The organism is Burkholderia sp. Tr-20355, assembly GCF_017104685.1.
Lineage (GTDB): Bacteria > Pseudomonadota > Gammaproteobacteria > Burkholderiales > Burkholderiaceae > Burkholderia > Burkholderia seminalis.
The window spans coordinates 1-13241 of the sequence record NZ_JAAGPK010000194.1 but is presented as its reverse complement, the minus strand read 5'-3'; the positions used below and the strand labels follow the sequence as shown (position 1 = coordinate 13241).

Below are 13241 nucleotides of genomic sequence, written 5' to 3'. Positions count from 1 at the left end.
CGGCGCCAGCGGCGGCTGACGAGCGCTTGACCGGACGGGCGGCGCGCCGGCTGCGTGCGGGTGTGCCGTCCGCTTTTTTGCGTGCGGCGCCCGGCGGCGTGCGTGCGCGTGGCCGGCCGCATGAAAGATTTGCAAGGACGGTTGTAGCGCTTTCCGGACCGGCGGCGACGGCATGACGCCGGCGCTGGCGGGCCGGGCAAGGAGGTGCGATGCAGAACGCGGAATCAAACCCGACCCCGGAAAAGCAACGGGAACAGATCGAGAAGAGCCCGGTGAAGACGCCGGCGGCGGGCGACATGCCGGATGCCGCGACCCAGGCCGCGCAGGTGGCGCGGCATCCGATGACGCCGGAGGCGATCGCCGGGAAAATGCCGACCGGCCTGCCGCCGATCGACGTCGACGCGCATGCGGTCGACAGCGGCGATCCCGTGCGCCGGGCCGCCGGCCGGATCGTCACGCTCGACAACGCGAACATGGCGATGACCGACAACACGGTCGATGTCGACGGCAAGGGCATGGAGGCGCGCACCGGTGCGTCGGAACTTCAGGACAACGTGATTTACTCGAACGCGTCGCTGGACGACGCAGTCGAGACGCCGGACGAAGGGCTCGCCGGGATCGAGAGCCGGCCGTCCGGCAACCTGCCGCAGATCGCGACGCGGCCGGGCTGGCGCGTGCGCCATGTCGGCGATGTCGATGTCGAACACGGCGACGGTACGCGCGCCGAGCACGTGATCCGTCTCGATCGCGTCGACTGATGCGCGGGGCGCGGTCGCGGCGGCCGCCGCGACCGTCGGCGGTCCTTACTGCGGACCGAGCTCCTGCGCGGACGTATCGGCGTCGTTGCCCTGCGCGACGAGCACGTGAATGTCGTTCGGCGTCACGTCGCCGACCCCGCCCGACGGAATCGTCAGCAGCAGCCAGTCGGCATTGTTGTTGATGGTCACCGGTGCGGTCTTGAGGATCGGCGACTTGCTGCCGGCCGTCGTGACGATCACCTGGTAGCTGCCGCCGTTCAGGTAGGTCGAATCCTGCGTCGTGGCCGGCACCGCGTTCTGGTAGGCCGCGCCCGCCATCGTCGGGCTTTGCGTCGTGATGTCGGTGCCCGGCGGGACGACGTACACGTCGACGTTCTGCGCGTTCGGCGACGCGTTGAAACTGCGCACGCGCGCCTTGTCCGACAGCAGGCCCTTGTCGTACGGATCGTCGATCACGGAGATCAGCGACGTCGTGCTCGGCAGCGCGATCGTCGTGTAGTGGTGGCCGTTCGACGCGCCGAACGATTGAGCGGCGATGGTCGTCGTCGTGCCCGAGACGTCGTAGCTCGCGTTTTGCGTACCGGAGTCGATGTCGTGATAGCGCGTCACGCCCTTGTAGGCGACGCCCGCCTGGTCGATCTTCGCATTCAGGTAGTAGTCGAGATTCGGGCCGGCCGGCACCGCGTTGATGAAGCGCGCCTGCGGCTTCGAGATACCGAGTTCGGTGCCGGCGTCGTCGCCGCCACACGCCGCAAGCACGGAAACGATTGAGCACAGGGCCGCTACCGTTCGTATTGATTTCATGTTGTCCTCTCGTTCAGGGAACCTGCTGACGATGCGGGACCGCCGCGCGAAGCGTCGCGCGGTGCGCAGCGCCGGTTGAGGGAAGGATGTCGACCGCCGGGAAGGCGGACGCGGGGATGGCGCAAGCGATGTGCCTGTGCGGGGAATCCCGCTGGATGACGGCGGGGGCGCACGCCGGTGCGGCGGCGTGCGCGGGAGGGGCGGGGGGGCGGGGCGGGTCGCGCGGCCGGCGCGGTTGTAAAAAAGACAGCGTCGCGCGGGCGACGCGATGCGTCAGCGGTTCACGAGCCTGGCCGGATACGCGAGCGCGAGTGCGCAGCCGACCACCATGCACGCGGCGAAGCCATACAGCCCCGCGCTCTGGGAATGGAACGTGTCGCGCAGCCAGCCGATGAAGTACGTGCTGCCGAACCCGCCGAGGTTCGCGATCGAGCACGCGAATGCGATCCCGCCGGCAGCGGCGGAGCCCTTCAGGAACGTCGACGGCAGTGCCCAGACGACCGGCATCGCGGCCGCCGCGCCCGCGTTGATCAGCGAGAACAGCAGCACCGTTCCGAGCGTGCCGTGCGGCGACGAGGCCGCGACCGCCAGCGCGACGGCCGACACCATGAACGGCACGACGATATGCCAGCGGCGTTCGCGCACACGATCGGAGCTTGCGCCGCAGTACAGCGTGGCGAGCACGGCGGCGGCATTCGGGATCACCATCAGCCAGCCGATGTGATACGCGTCTTTCACGCCGGTGTCGCGCAGGATCGTCGGCAGCCAGAAACTCACCGCGTACAGGCCGAGCAGGACGCACAGGTCGATCAGGCCGAGCGCCCACACCTTCGGATCGGAGAATGCCTTGCCGAGCGCATGGCTCTTGTTGCCGGCGGGATCGGCGTCGAGATTCGCGCGCAGCGCGCGTTTCTCGTCGGCGTTCAGCCATTGCGCGGATTCGATGTTGTTGGGCAGCCAGCGCAGCACCGCGAAGCCGAGCAGGACCGACGGCAGCGCCTCGAGCAGGAACAGCCACTGCCAGCCGCCGAGCCCGTGCACGCCGTCGAACGCGCGCATGATCCAGCCGGAGATCGGGCTGCCGATCATGCTCGACAGCGGCAGGCCGACCATGAACAGCGCGACGATCCGCGCGCGGCGCGCATCGGGATACCACTGCGTCAGGTACAGCAGCACGCCCGGCAGGAAGCCGGCCTCGGCGGCGCCGAGCAGGAAGCGCACGAGGTAGAACTGCATCGGCGTATGCACGAACATCGTTGCACCCGACAGCAGGCCCCACGTGATCATGATCCGCGCGATCCACAGCTTCGCGCCGACGCGTTGCAGCACCAGGTTGCTCGGGACTTCGAACAGGATGTAGCCGCCGAAGAACAGGCCGGCGCCGAGGCCGTACACGGTGTCGCTGAACTTCAGCGCGTCGAGCATCTGGAGTTTCGCGAGGCCGATGTTGATGCGGTCGAGATAGGCCGCGAAGTAGCACAGGCAGAAGAGGGTGATGAGGCGCAGCGTGACCTTGCGATAAAGCGGGCCGTGCAGCGCGTCGTCGGCGGAAACGGCGGCGCTCGGGTGTGCGGTAGACATGGGACTGCCCCTGTTCGAGTGTGACGGATGAATGGGTGACTCGATCGACGCGCGCGGTGTTTTCGCTGCGCCCCGGAGTCTGTATATCACGGCAATTAAATAGCGTACACACTAGAAAATACCGAATCGAACAGGCATGAATCCGGCCGCCCGGAGGAAAGCGTTTTCGAGTGAAAAACCGTGTTTATGAAGCGGTTTTTTGCGATGTTGAGTGTGCGCTTAAAAGATCGATCCGGGTACGGCGGCATGCACGAAATTCGTGCGTATGCGCTCAAAAAAGCAGTGTGTGCGCGAAAGCCGGCCATCACGCGCGAGTGTGCATGCGGCAGCCGCTGCGGACGCGCGCGGCGGCCGTCGAGCGGGTGCCGTGATCGAGCGATCCGCTGCTGCCGGAGGCAGCGTCGGGAGCGGGGCGTGCCCGATGCGGCGAATCCTGATGCACCGCAATGACGCAATGCTCCGCCCGCCGATTGCACCGATTTGAGGGTGTACACTGCTTGTCTTTCATCGACACGCGGCACGGGCCTGCACGTTCATGGCTTCTTCCAAGGATTCCTACGACTTTCACGACCAGGTCGGGCACCTGCTGCGCCGCGCGTATCAGCGGCACGTGTCGATCTTTCAGGAAGCGATCCCCGATTCGGACCTCACGGCCGCGCAGTTCGTGACGCTGTGCGCGGTCAAGGAGCGGCAGGCGTGCTCGCTGAACGACATCGTCAAGGCGACCGCGATCGACCAGGCGACGATCCGTGGCGTCGTCGAGCGTCTGAAGGCGCGCGCGCTGATCGAGGTGCTGCCCGACCCGAACGACGGCCGCAAGCTGCTCGTGCGCGCGACCGCGCCCGGCCTCGCGCTGATCGACCGCACGGTGCCGTTCGCGCGGCAGGTGACGGAGCGCACGTACGGCGCGCTCAATCCGGGCGAACGTGTCGCGCTGCAGTTCCTGCTGCGCAAGATGATGGAAGAAGACGGCGACGCGTGACATGCCGGCAGCGCGGGCCCGGCTTACGTCGCGCCCGCCGCGACGGATGCGCCGGCTTCGTCGGCGCGCATCAGCCGGCCGGCTTCGCGCAACGCGGCGCGCACCGTCTCGGGCGTAAACGGCGGCGCGTGGAACCGCACGCCGGTCGCATCGAACAACGCGTTGGCAACCGCGGCGGGGCCCGGCACCGACGCCGATTCGCCGGCGCCGAGCGGCGGCTCGCCCTGCCTCGGCATCAGGACGACATCGACGTCCGGTATTTCCGCGAACGTCAGGATCGGATAGCCGGCCCATTCGCGCGACGCGACCTTGCCGTCCGCGAACCGCACGCGCTCCTTCAGCGTACGGCTCAAGACCTGGATCACATTGCCGTGGATCTGGTGGCGCACGCCATCCGGATTGATCATCGTGCCCGTGTCCTGGCCGACCGTCACGCGTTCGATGCGGATGTCGCCCGATACGCGATCGACGCTCAGGTCGACGATCCACGCCGACCACGCCGCGCCGAATCCCGGGAAGCGGCTGTGTACGTAGCGTGCGTAGGCGATGCCGCGGCCGCGCACGTGCCGCGACCCGTCGTGTTCGTGAGGCGGGCGCCGCGCGCGCGGCGTCCAGCCCGCGCGGTCGGCCACGGCCTGCAGCAGCTCGGCGGCGCGCGCGTCCTGCAGATGGCGCAGCCGGAACGCGAGCGGATCGATGCCGGTCAGCGCCGCGCATTCGTCGGCGAATGCGTCGTGCGCGAACGAGTTCGGCAGCGCCGATACGCCGCGCAGCCATGACGCGCGCACGAGCGGCGCGAGATCCTCGCAGACGAAGCGGCGATGGGGGCTCGCATAGGGCGACACGGCCGTGCGGTCGCCCATTTCGAATACGCGCGGCTCGGGCGCGATCGCGCCGGTCAGCAGCGCCGCGAGCAGCGGCGCGTCGTTCGACGGATAACGTGTCGTGAAGTCGTAGCCGAGCAGGCGGCCGTCGCGTGTGACGGTGCCGGTGACCTGCATCAGCTGGGCCGTGCCTTTCGGTTCCCACAGGTGCTCGTCCGCGCGGGACAACTGCACGCGCACCGGGCGGCCGACCGCGCGCGACAGCAGCAGCGCATCGCCGCACACGTCGTCCGCGCCGTTGCGGCCGTAGCAGCCGGCCGCCTCCATCCGCACGACGTCGAAATCGGCTTCGTCGCGCGCGACGAGCGTCGCGAGGTCGTGGCGCAGCGACACGGGGTTCTGCGTGCCGGACCAGACGGTGATCCGCCCGTCGCCCGGTTCGCGATAGTCGGCGAGCGCGCAGGACGGGCCGATCGAGCCGTGCATCTGGAACGGCCACGCATAGGTGCGCGACAGCGTGATCGTGTCCGGTTGCGTTCGCGCGGCATCGACGTCGCCTTCGTCGAGCAGCACGCGGCGCGCGGCCGGCGCCGCGGCGATGGCGGCGGCCGGATCGTCGAGCGGCGGCAGCGCGGGATGCGGCCGCCACGTCACGCGCAGCTGGCGCGCCGCGCGGATCGCGTGTTCCTCGCGCTCGGCGACGACGCCGACGAAATCGCCGAGCGCGACGACGGCCACGAGCCCCGGCACGTCGGCCACCGATGCACGGTCGATGTCGACGAGCGACGTGCCGACGAATGCGCCGCTGTCGTGGCCCGCGTACGGCGGCCGCACGACGCGGCCGTGCAGCATGCCCGGCACGCGCATGTCGTGCACGAACGTGAGCTCGCCGGTCGCCTTCGCGGGCAGGTCGACACGCGGCGATGACCGGCCGACGATCCGGTAATGCGCGGGGTCCTTCGTGCGCGTAGTCAGGTCGAGCGTTAGCGCGATCCGGCGCGTGGCGACGAGCGCGGCGAACGTGATCGCCTGCCCGTCGGCCGAAATCGTTCCATCGTCGACGCTCAGGCGCGCCGCATCGACACCGAATCGCCCGGCGGCAAGGGCCAGCAGCGCATGGCGCGCCTGCGCGGCCGCGCAGCGCAGCGGCGTCGCGGAAATCTGGATCGTCGCGCTCGCGATGGTCGGGCCCTGGTTCGGTGTCGCGGCCGTGTCGCCGAGCACCATCGTCACGCGCGCGGCCGGCACGTCGAGTTCCTCGGCGACGATCTGCGCGAGCGACGTGCGGATGCCGGTGCCGAGATCGACGTGGCCGTTGAACGCGAGGATGCGGCCGTCGTCGAGAATCGCGACGAAGACTTCGGGCCATGCCGGCACGTAGGACGACAGGCTGCCCGGCTGGCCGGGGGCCGGCTTGACGGGCGGCGCGGGTGGCCGGATCACGGTCAGGCAGCCGTTGCGCGCGAGCAGTTCGGAGCGGTTCACGGGGGAGGTGTCCTGTCGGGGGCGGCGCGGCCCGCGGGCGGTGGCGTCGGGGGAGCGTTCGGGCGGCGGCGTGCGTGAAGCGAATCTAGGCCGCCAAAAGCGCAGCGTCAATCGCGGGCGATGCCGGTGCCGCCCGCGACCGGTCGCGACTCAGCGCGTGCGGGCCGGTGCGGCATCGATCGCCGCGATCGCGTCGTCGAGCGGCAGCACGGCTGCATATTTCTGCTGCATGTCGAACAGGTTCGCGTCGTGCGGCGCGATCGCGCGATCGCCGACGCAATCGGCGAGCACCAGCGGACGGAAGCCGTGCGACATCGCGTCGACGACGCTCGCGCGCACGCAGCCGCTCGTCACGGCGCCCGCGACGAGCAGCGTCTGCACCGCGCGCTGCGCGAGCCACGGCGCCAGCTGCGTGCCGAAGAACGCCGACGGCACGGTCTTGCGCACGACGAGTTCGCCCGGCGCGGGCGTGAGTTCGGGCACGATCGCGCTGTTGGGATGATGCTCGGTCAGCGTCGCCATGCCGGGCACCTTCAGCGAGAACACGTTGTCGTCGCTGCCGTCGTCGGCATACACGATGCGGCTGTGCGCGACGGGCCAGCCGCGCGCGCGGGCCAGCGCGAGCGCATGCGTCGTGCGTGCGATCGCGGGCGCGATGTTGCCGCCGCCGAACGTCGCGGGATCGGCGAAGCCGACCACGAAATCGACGATCAGCAGGCCGATGTTGCCGTGCGGCGGCAGCGGCGTGCCGAAACCCTGCTGGCGATACACGTTCGCTTCGGCGTGACGGGAAAGATCGTTCATGGTGTCGGGGGCTCGTCGGTCAGGCGGGTTGGTCGGTCACGCGGCCGTCGCGCACGACGGTTTCGCCGTCGAGTTCGACCGTGCAGCGGCGCAGCGGGATGTCGATGTGGCAGGTGGTCGTGCGCGTGCCGCCGCCTTCGTTGTTCGGGCCGAGCGAGAACAGGAAGTTGCCTTCGAACGCGCGCGCGTCCATCCCGATCGTCGCCTCGCGGTCGTACAGCCCGAGCGTCGACCAGCGCGCGCGCGGCTGCAGCCCCCAGCCGATATGCGAAATCGCATAGCCTTCGGGATCGGCGAACGTTTCCATGTAGTCGCGCAGCAGGTCGGCGTCGACGCCGCCTTCGATGCGCGTCGCATAACCGCCCTCGACCGTCAGCGCGATCGGTTCGGTCACATAGTGCTTCTGCGGCAGCAGGATGTCGCCGCGATCGATCACGATCGTGCCGCGCGCGGTGCGGTCGTTCGGGTAGGTCAGCGCGAAGCCGCTCGGCCAGTGGTCCCAGCGGCCCGGCGCGTCGACGAAGCCGTATTCGGCCGTCGGCGGGAATTCGCCGAGCGGGCACACGAGCGCGGTGCCGGCCGCCGACGTCACGCGCATCTCGCGGGCGGCGGCGATGGTCTTCGCGGCGGCGAGCACGCGCGTGCGGTCGGCCGGCGTCGGCACCATCCGCACGAGCACTTCGGGCGGCTCGACCGCGAGCAGGATCTTCGTGCCCGATTTCAGGATCGCGTGCTGTTCGGGCGAGAACAGCAGCGTCATCAGGTCGAGCACGAGGTCGCTCTCGCGCAGCGCGGCAATCGCGGCCTTGTTGCCGGTCAGCGGCGTCGTGCCGAGATAGGCGAGCGGGTCGCGGCTGAATGCCTTGTCGCCGTTCACCGGCGGCAGGTCGAGCCGGTTGACGATCGCGCCCATCGATTGCGTCGCGATCAGCGCGCACGACAGCGTCTGCGGATGGGTGGCCGCGCTCGTCAGGATCGTGACGGTCTGGCCCGGTTCGAGGCGCGACAGCGTGAGCACCTGCTTCCACGCGTCGATCAGTTGGGTATCGCTGACGGGCATCGTCGGCTCCGGTTATGGCGTGAAGAAAAGGGGCGGGTGCCGGGCGGTCAGGCCGCGAGCGGCGAGCCGAGGAAGTCGCCGAACGCCGCGTAGAAGCCCGCCGCGTTGTCCCATGGAATCATGTGGCCGGCGTCGGGCACGCGCACGTGCCGCATCGACGGCGTCGCGCGCCGCAGTTCGGCGACATCGTCGTCGCGCACCACGTCGCCGCGCTCGGCCGTGATCAGCAGCGACGGCACGGCCAGCTGCGCGGCATCCGCGTGGAAATCGTCGGTATGGAATCCCTCGTATGAAGCGCGCACCGCGCGTTCGTCGCAGGTATGCAGCCATTCGGCGCGCAACTGCAGTTCGGCATCGCTCCAGGTCGGGCAGAACGCGCGCATCCCGTCGGCGTCGGTGCCCGCGCGGGCCAGCGCCATCGAGTCGATGTACCACGGCAGCTTGCCCGGGTAGTCGCGGCGGTTCGGGCCCGAGACGGGCGGGTCGACGAGCACGACCGATTCGAGCCCGCGGATGCCGCGCCGCGTCGCGCGCGCGGCGATCCGCGCGCCCATCGAATGGCCGACGAGGCTCGTGCGCGGCAGGCCGAGCGCGGCGACCAGCGCCGCGATGTCGTCCGCCTGCGCATCGAGGCTGTAGTCGAGCGACGGCGACGCGTCCGACAGCCCGCGGCCGCGCACGTCGAGCACGTAGGTGTCGAATGCCGCGCCGAACGTTTCGCCGACGAAGCCCCACGTGATCGCGGGGCTCGTGATGCCGGGGATCAGCACGATCGCCGGGCGCGACGCGTGCGCGCCGGCCGTGCCGCCATAGCGCAGGTAGTGCTGGCGGATGCCGTTCGCGCGGATGTTCGCGCCGTAGAGGAAGGTCGAGGACATGAAGGGACTCCGTTCGAAGGGCGCGCTCAGTACGCGCCGGACAGCAGCGCGCCGGCGCCCGGCACGACGGGTTCGAGATCGAGCTCGCGCAGCATCGCGTAGGTGGTCGCGATCGCGGCCGTGACGACCGGCTTGCCCGTCATCGCCTCGACCTTCGCGACGGCCGGCAGCGACGGCATCTGCACGCACGCGGACAGCACGATCGCATCGGCATCCTGGTACGGCAGCGTCTTCACGATGTCGGGCAGGCGCGCCGGATCGTGGCGGCCGACGTCGAGATTGTCGGGAATCTCCAGCGCGCGGTAGGCGAGCACGTCGAAGCCTTCGTGGCGGATGTAGTCGACCACGAGTTCGGTCAGCGGCAGCATGTACGGCGCGACGACGACGATGCGCTTCGCGCCGATCACCTTCAGCGCGTCGACGAGCGCACCCGCGCTCGTCAGCACGGGCGCCCGCGCGCCGTTGTCGGCCGTGTGTTTCGTGAGGCGCGCCTGCGACACGCGGTGGTAGCCGTGCCCCATCGCCATGATCGCGACGAGGCAGGCGTAGCCGAGCACGTCGACGCGCGCATCGCTCAGTTCCACCGCGCAGCGGTCGGATTCGGCATCCATTGCCGCGAGTTCTTCCTTGACGACCTTCTTCATCCGCATCCGGCTCGAATGGAACGTGAAGCGCTCGGGACGGATCGTTTCGCGCAGCCGCAGCATCGCCGGGATCTCGGTTTCCATCGTCGTGTTGGAACTCGGCACGATCTGGCCGATGCGGTAGGTCTTGCTCATGACGGGGGCTCCGTGTCGGTAAGGGAGGGCGGCACGCAGGTGCGGGATCGCCGGATGTCGAGCAAAGTCTAGTGTGTACATTTGAAAATGGCAATGGATCAAAATGAGGTCACGCGTGACATGCCTGTTTGTATAGATGGATATGCGAGGAATTATTGGTGTTTTCCCGTATGTGACAGAGGCGCCAAACAATCCGCTTGTCCTGAATAAATTGAGTGTGTACGCTACATAAACGCCATTCAATCCGCCCGTATCCGTGCCGTGTTCGGCGCCGGGCCCACGATCAGGAGATCCGCATGAGCAAACCCCGTATCGCAATCATCGGCGCCGGTCTCGGCGGCACGGCCGCGGCTGCGCTGCTGCAGCGCGGCGGTTACGACGTCGCGCTGTACGAGCAGGCGCCCGCTTTTTCGCGCCTCGGCGCGGGCATCCATCTCGGCCCGAACGTGATGAAGATCATGCGGCGCATCGGCTGCGAGGACGCGCTGGAGACGATGGGTTCGCATCCGGATTGCTGGTACAGCCGCGACTGGCGGACGGCCGACGTGCTGTCGCAGATCCCGCTCGGCGATTACGCACGCAAGACCTACGGGGCGAGCTACCTGACCGTGCACCGCGGCGATTTCCATGCATTGATGACGCAGGCGGTCACGCCCGGCACGATCCGCTTCGGCAAGCGGCTCGCGGCGGTCGAGGACACCGGCGATGCGGTGCGCCTGACGTTCGCCGACGGCAGCGTCGAGACGGCCGACATCGTGATCGGTGCGGACGGCGTGAATTCGCGGATCCGCGAGCATCTGCTCGGCGCGGAACCGCCGCGCTACACGGGTTATGTCGCGCACCGCGCGGTGTTCCCGGCGTCGCTGCTCGGCAACAAGCCGTACGACATGTGCGTGAAGTGGTGGTCGGAGGATCGCCACATGATGGTCTACTACGTGACCGAGAAGCGCGACGAGTACTACTACGTGACCGGCGTGCCGCAGGCCGAGTGGCCCGAGGGCGTGTCGATGGTCGACAGCAGCCGCGACGAGATGCGCGAGGCGTTCGCGGGTTTTCACGCCGACATCCAGCACCTGATCGACGTTTCGCCGTCGATCACCAAGTGGCCGCTGCTCGAGCGCGATCCGCTGCCGTTGTGGAGCCGTGGCCGTCTCGTGCTGCTCGGCGACGCATGCCATCCGATGAAGCCGCACATGGCGCAGGGCGCGGCGATGGCGATCGAGGATGCCGCGATGCTCGCGCGCTGTCTCGACGAAGTCGGCGTCGGCGACTACGCGGGCGCGTTCGCGCTGTACGAGGCGAACCGTGCGGCACGCGCGTCGAAAGTGCAGCGCGTGTCGCACAACAATACGTGGCTGCGCACGAACGAGGATCCGTCGTGGGTATTCGGTTACGACGTGTTCGACGTGCCGCTCGTCGCGCCGTCGCGCGGCAACGTGGCGGCCGCGGCCTGACGCGTCCACGGTGCCCGCGCCGGGCCGGCGCCTGGCCGTCGCGGGAATCGTGGCGCGCAGGTACGTGCGCATTTCGGCGTGTTATATGTCAGGGGCGCGCCGGCGGGTGCCAGCCGGCGGCCGTGCCCGCCGCCGGCCGTCACGGCCGGCACGCCGCATTCCGGATCCATTCAATGTCCCATCCCGCATCTCCGTCGCGGCCGCTGGCGTTTCGCGTGAACGGCACGCCGCATACCTTCGACGAGGCCGCACCCGACGCGCCGCTGCTGCTGGTCCTGCGCAACGACTGCGCGCTCAACGGCCCGAAATACGGCTGCGGGCTCGGGCAGTGCGGGGCGTGCACGGTGCTCGTCGACGGGCAGGCGACCCGCTCGTGCGTCGTGCCGGCCGCCGCCGCGAACGGGCGCGACGTCACGACGCTCGAAGGGCTCGGCTCGCGCGACGCGCTGCATCCGATCCAGCGCGCGTTCGTCGACGAGCAGGCCGCGCAATGCGGTTATTGCCTGAACGGGATGATCATGAGCGCGAAGGTGCTGCTCGAACGCAATCGCGCGCCGGACGACGCGGCGATCCGCGACGCGTTGCGCTTCAACCTGTGTCGCTGCGGCACGCATCTGGAGATCATCCGTGCGGTGCATCGCGCCGCACGTTATCTGCGAGACGGCGATGAAGCGTGATGCGCGCCTGCCTGCGCAGCCGGAGCGCGCGGCGGCGCCCGACACGCGCGACGCAACTGCCGCCGAGGTATCGCATGCGCACCGCGCGCGCTACGAATGGCCGATCGGCGACGCGCACGCGCGTGCATCGTTCGATATCGAAACGCAGACCGCACCCGACGGGCGGATGATGGCCTGGCGCTATCGCGCGCAGGCGGCCGGCGCGGCTGGGCACGATGCTCGCGGGGCTGAAGACGCGCGAACGGATGCGGGCCCGGCGTCGCCGTTCGTCTACCGGCACGCGCGGACGTCGATCGAGCTGGCCGATGCCGGCGCAGCGATTCCCGGCCACGCGCACGCCTTTGCCCGCGAATCCTTCGTCGACGAACTCGCCGGCGCGTTGCGGCGCGACCCGGTCGCGCTGCGGATGCAGCATCTCGATGCCGCGCGGGATGCGGGGCCGCGCGAGACCATCCGGATGGTCAGCGAGCGCGCCGCGTGGGGCGCACCGGTCGCGGCCCGCGCGACCCCGCCGTCGACGCTCAGCGGTCGCGGCTTCGCCTTCGACGGCGAGCCCGCGGCCGAATCCGGCGACGCCCGTCATGACGGCGATCCGCACTGGTCCGCCTGGGTCGTCGATCTCGATGTCGACCGTGCGACGGGCGGCGTCGCGGTGCGGCGCGTCGTGGCTGGACAGGGCGTCGGCGAGCCGGGCGACGCGTCGACGGTCGGCGTGCCCGCGTGGCAGATCGAAGCGGCGATTTCGCGCGTGATGGGGACGCGGCTGACCGCGCGTCCCGCGCATGACGAAACCGGGGCCGACGCGCAGCCGGACGCGATCGCGCTCGAGCTGGCTGTATCCGACGCAGCGGCGCCCCGTGCGCACGGCGAGCTGTCCGTACACGATGCGCGGCGGATCGAACAGGCGGCCGCGCCGGCCGCGGCTGCGATCGCGAACGCGCTGTACGACGCGACGGGCGTGCGTTTTCGTGCGCCGCCGTTCGATGCCGCGCGGATTCGCGCGGCGCTTGCGCAACCGGTGCCGGTCGATGCCGCCGGCGGGGTGATCGGAAGAGCGTGGTGTAGGGCAAGAGGGGTAAGGTCATGGTAGAGCTCGGTGTGCTGCTGACAGTTCATACAAATCAGAGCGAGAATGACTAAAAACCTCGTGTGTGA

11 protein-coding genes and 1 pseudogene are annotated in these 13241 nt (G+C 69.4%); 5 read left to right on the top strand and 7 right to left on the bottom strand.

Annotated features, from left to right (window positions below; genetic code table 11):
- Positions 1-209 precede the first annotated feature (209 nt).
- Positions 210-758, top strand: a complete 549-nt coding sequence (locus G3N62_RS30555; RefSeq protein ID WP_124668953.1) for a DUF3005 domain-containing protein — start codon at positions 210-212, stop codon at positions 756-758.
- Between the two features lie 45 nt (positions 759-803).
- Here G3N62_RS30555 and G3N62_RS30550 read toward each other — a convergent pair whose 3' ends face one another.
- On the bottom strand, positions 804-1562 hold the full coding sequence (locus tag G3N62_RS30550) for a DUF4397 domain-containing protein (protein ID WP_034185880.1): 759 nt from the start codon (positions 1560-1562) through the stop codon (positions 804-806).
- 273 nt (positions 1563-1835) lie between these two features.
- Positions 1836-3143, bottom strand: coding sequence for an MFS transporter (locus tag G3N62_RS30545; protein WP_059558277.1), 1308 nt, complete (start codon positions 3141-3143; stop codon positions 1836-1838).
- A 535-nt stretch (positions 3144-3678) separates the two neighbouring features.
- Between G3N62_RS30545 and G3N62_RS30540 the strand changes: the two genes are divergently transcribed.
- Positions 3679-4125, top strand: a complete 447-nt coding sequence (locus tag G3N62_RS30540) for a MarR family winged helix-turn-helix transcriptional regulator (RefSeq protein ID WP_034185882.1) — start codon at positions 3679-3681, stop codon at positions 4123-4125.
- Positions 4126-4148: 23 nt separating this feature from the next.
- Here the strand turns inward: G3N62_RS30540 and G3N62_RS30535 are convergent, their stop codons facing one another.
- The 5 genes from G3N62_RS30535 to G3N62_RS30515 all read right to left on the bottom strand — a co-directional run bounded on the left by G3N62_RS30535 (position 4149) and on the right by G3N62_RS30515 (position 9955).
- Complete coding sequence (locus tag G3N62_RS30535) at positions 4149-6434, bottom strand: molybdopterin cofactor-binding domain-containing protein (RefSeq protein WP_124668954.1); 2286 nt, start codon at positions 6432-6434, stop codon at positions 4149-4151.
- A 150-nt stretch (positions 6435-6584) separates the two neighbouring features.
- Positions 6585-7238 (bottom strand): isochorismatase family protein, encoded by a 654-nt coding sequence (locus G3N62_RS30530; protein ID WP_034185884.1) that lies wholly within the window; start codon positions 7236-7238, stop codon positions 6585-6587.
- Positions 7239-7257: 19 nt separating this feature from the next.
- The gene (locus G3N62_RS30525) at positions 7258-8298 is read right to left on the bottom strand and encodes a 2,5-dihydroxypyridine 5,6-dioxygenase (protein ID WP_034185885.1); all 1041 of its coding nucleotides are present in this window, start codon (positions 8296-8298) and stop codon (positions 7258-7260) included.
- Positions 8299-8345: 47 nt separating this feature from the next.
- Positions 8346-9176, bottom strand: a complete 831-nt coding sequence (locus tag G3N62_RS30520) for an alpha/beta hydrolase (RefSeq protein WP_124668955.1) — start codon at positions 9174-9176, stop codon at positions 8346-8348.
- A 26-nt stretch (positions 9177-9202) separates the two neighbouring features.
- A complete protein-coding gene (locus G3N62_RS30515) occupies positions 9203-9955 on the bottom strand; it encodes an Asp/Glu racemase (RefSeq protein ID WP_034185887.1) in 753 nt (250 codons plus the stop codon).
- Between the two features lie 296 nt (positions 9956-10251).
- Between G3N62_RS30515 and G3N62_RS30510 the strand changes: the two genes are divergently transcribed.
- From G3N62_RS30510 to G3N62_RS30500, 3 genes and pseudogenes are all read left to right on the top strand, one after another.
- Positions 10252-11409 (top strand): FAD-dependent monooxygenase, encoded by a 1158-nt coding sequence (locus tag G3N62_RS30510; protein ID WP_069705070.1) that lies wholly within the window; start codon positions 10252-10254, stop codon positions 11407-11409.
- Between the two features lie 173 nt (positions 11410-11582).
- Positions 11583-12086 carry a (2Fe-2S)-binding protein gene (locus G3N62_RS30505; RefSeq protein ID WP_034185889.1) on the top strand — a complete coding sequence of 168 codons (504 nt, stop codon included), beginning with the start codon at positions 11583-11585 and terminating at the stop codon, positions 12084-12086.
- Positions 12076-13119 (top strand): annotated as a pseudogene (locus G3N62_RS30500) (cytochrome C); the annotation flags it as partial. The gene G3N62_RS30505 and the pseudogene G3N62_RS30500, both read left to right, overlap by 11 nt.
- Positions 13120-13241 lie beyond the last annotated feature (122 nt).

Bases quoted from the DNA above. Each gene is read 5' to 3' on its own strand.
- G3N62_RS30555 (WP_124668953.1), top strand. From the start codon at position 210: ATGCAGAACGCGGAATCAAACCCGACCCCGGAAAAGCAACGGGAACAG.
- G3N62_RS30550 (WP_034185880.1), bottom strand. From the start codon at position 1,562: ATGAAATCAATACGAACGGTAGCGGCCCTGTGCTCAATCGTTTCCGTG.
- G3N62_RS30545 (WP_059558277.1), bottom strand. From the start codon at position 3,143: ATGTCTACCGCACACCCGAGCGCCGCCGTTTCCGCCGACGACGCGCTG.
- G3N62_RS30540 (WP_034185882.1), top strand. From the start codon at position 3,679: ATGGCTTCTTCCAAGGATTCCTACGACTTTCACGACCAGGTCGGGCAC.
- G3N62_RS30530 (WP_034185884.1), bottom strand. From the start codon at position 7,238: ATGAACGATCTTTCCCGTCACGCCGAAGCGAACGTGTATCGCCAGCAG.
- G3N62_RS30525 (WP_034185885.1), bottom strand. From the start codon at position 8,298: ATGCCCGTCAGCGATACCCAACTGATCGACGCGTGGAAGCAGGTGCTC.
- G3N62_RS30520 (WP_124668955.1), bottom strand. From the start codon at position 9,176: ATGTCCTCGACCTTCCTCTACGGCGCGAACATCCGCGCGAACGGCATC.
- G3N62_RS30515 (WP_034185887.1), bottom strand. From the start codon at position 9,955: ATGAGCAAGACCTACCGCATCGGCCAGATCGTGCCGAGTTCCAACACG.
- G3N62_RS30510 (WP_069705070.1), top strand. From the start codon at position 10,252: ATGAGCAAACCCCGTATCGCAATCATCGGCGCCGGTCTCGGCGGCACG.
- G3N62_RS30505 (WP_034185889.1), top strand. From the start codon at position 11,583: ATGTCCCATCCCGCATCTCCGTCGCGGCCGCTGGCGTTTCGCGTGAAC.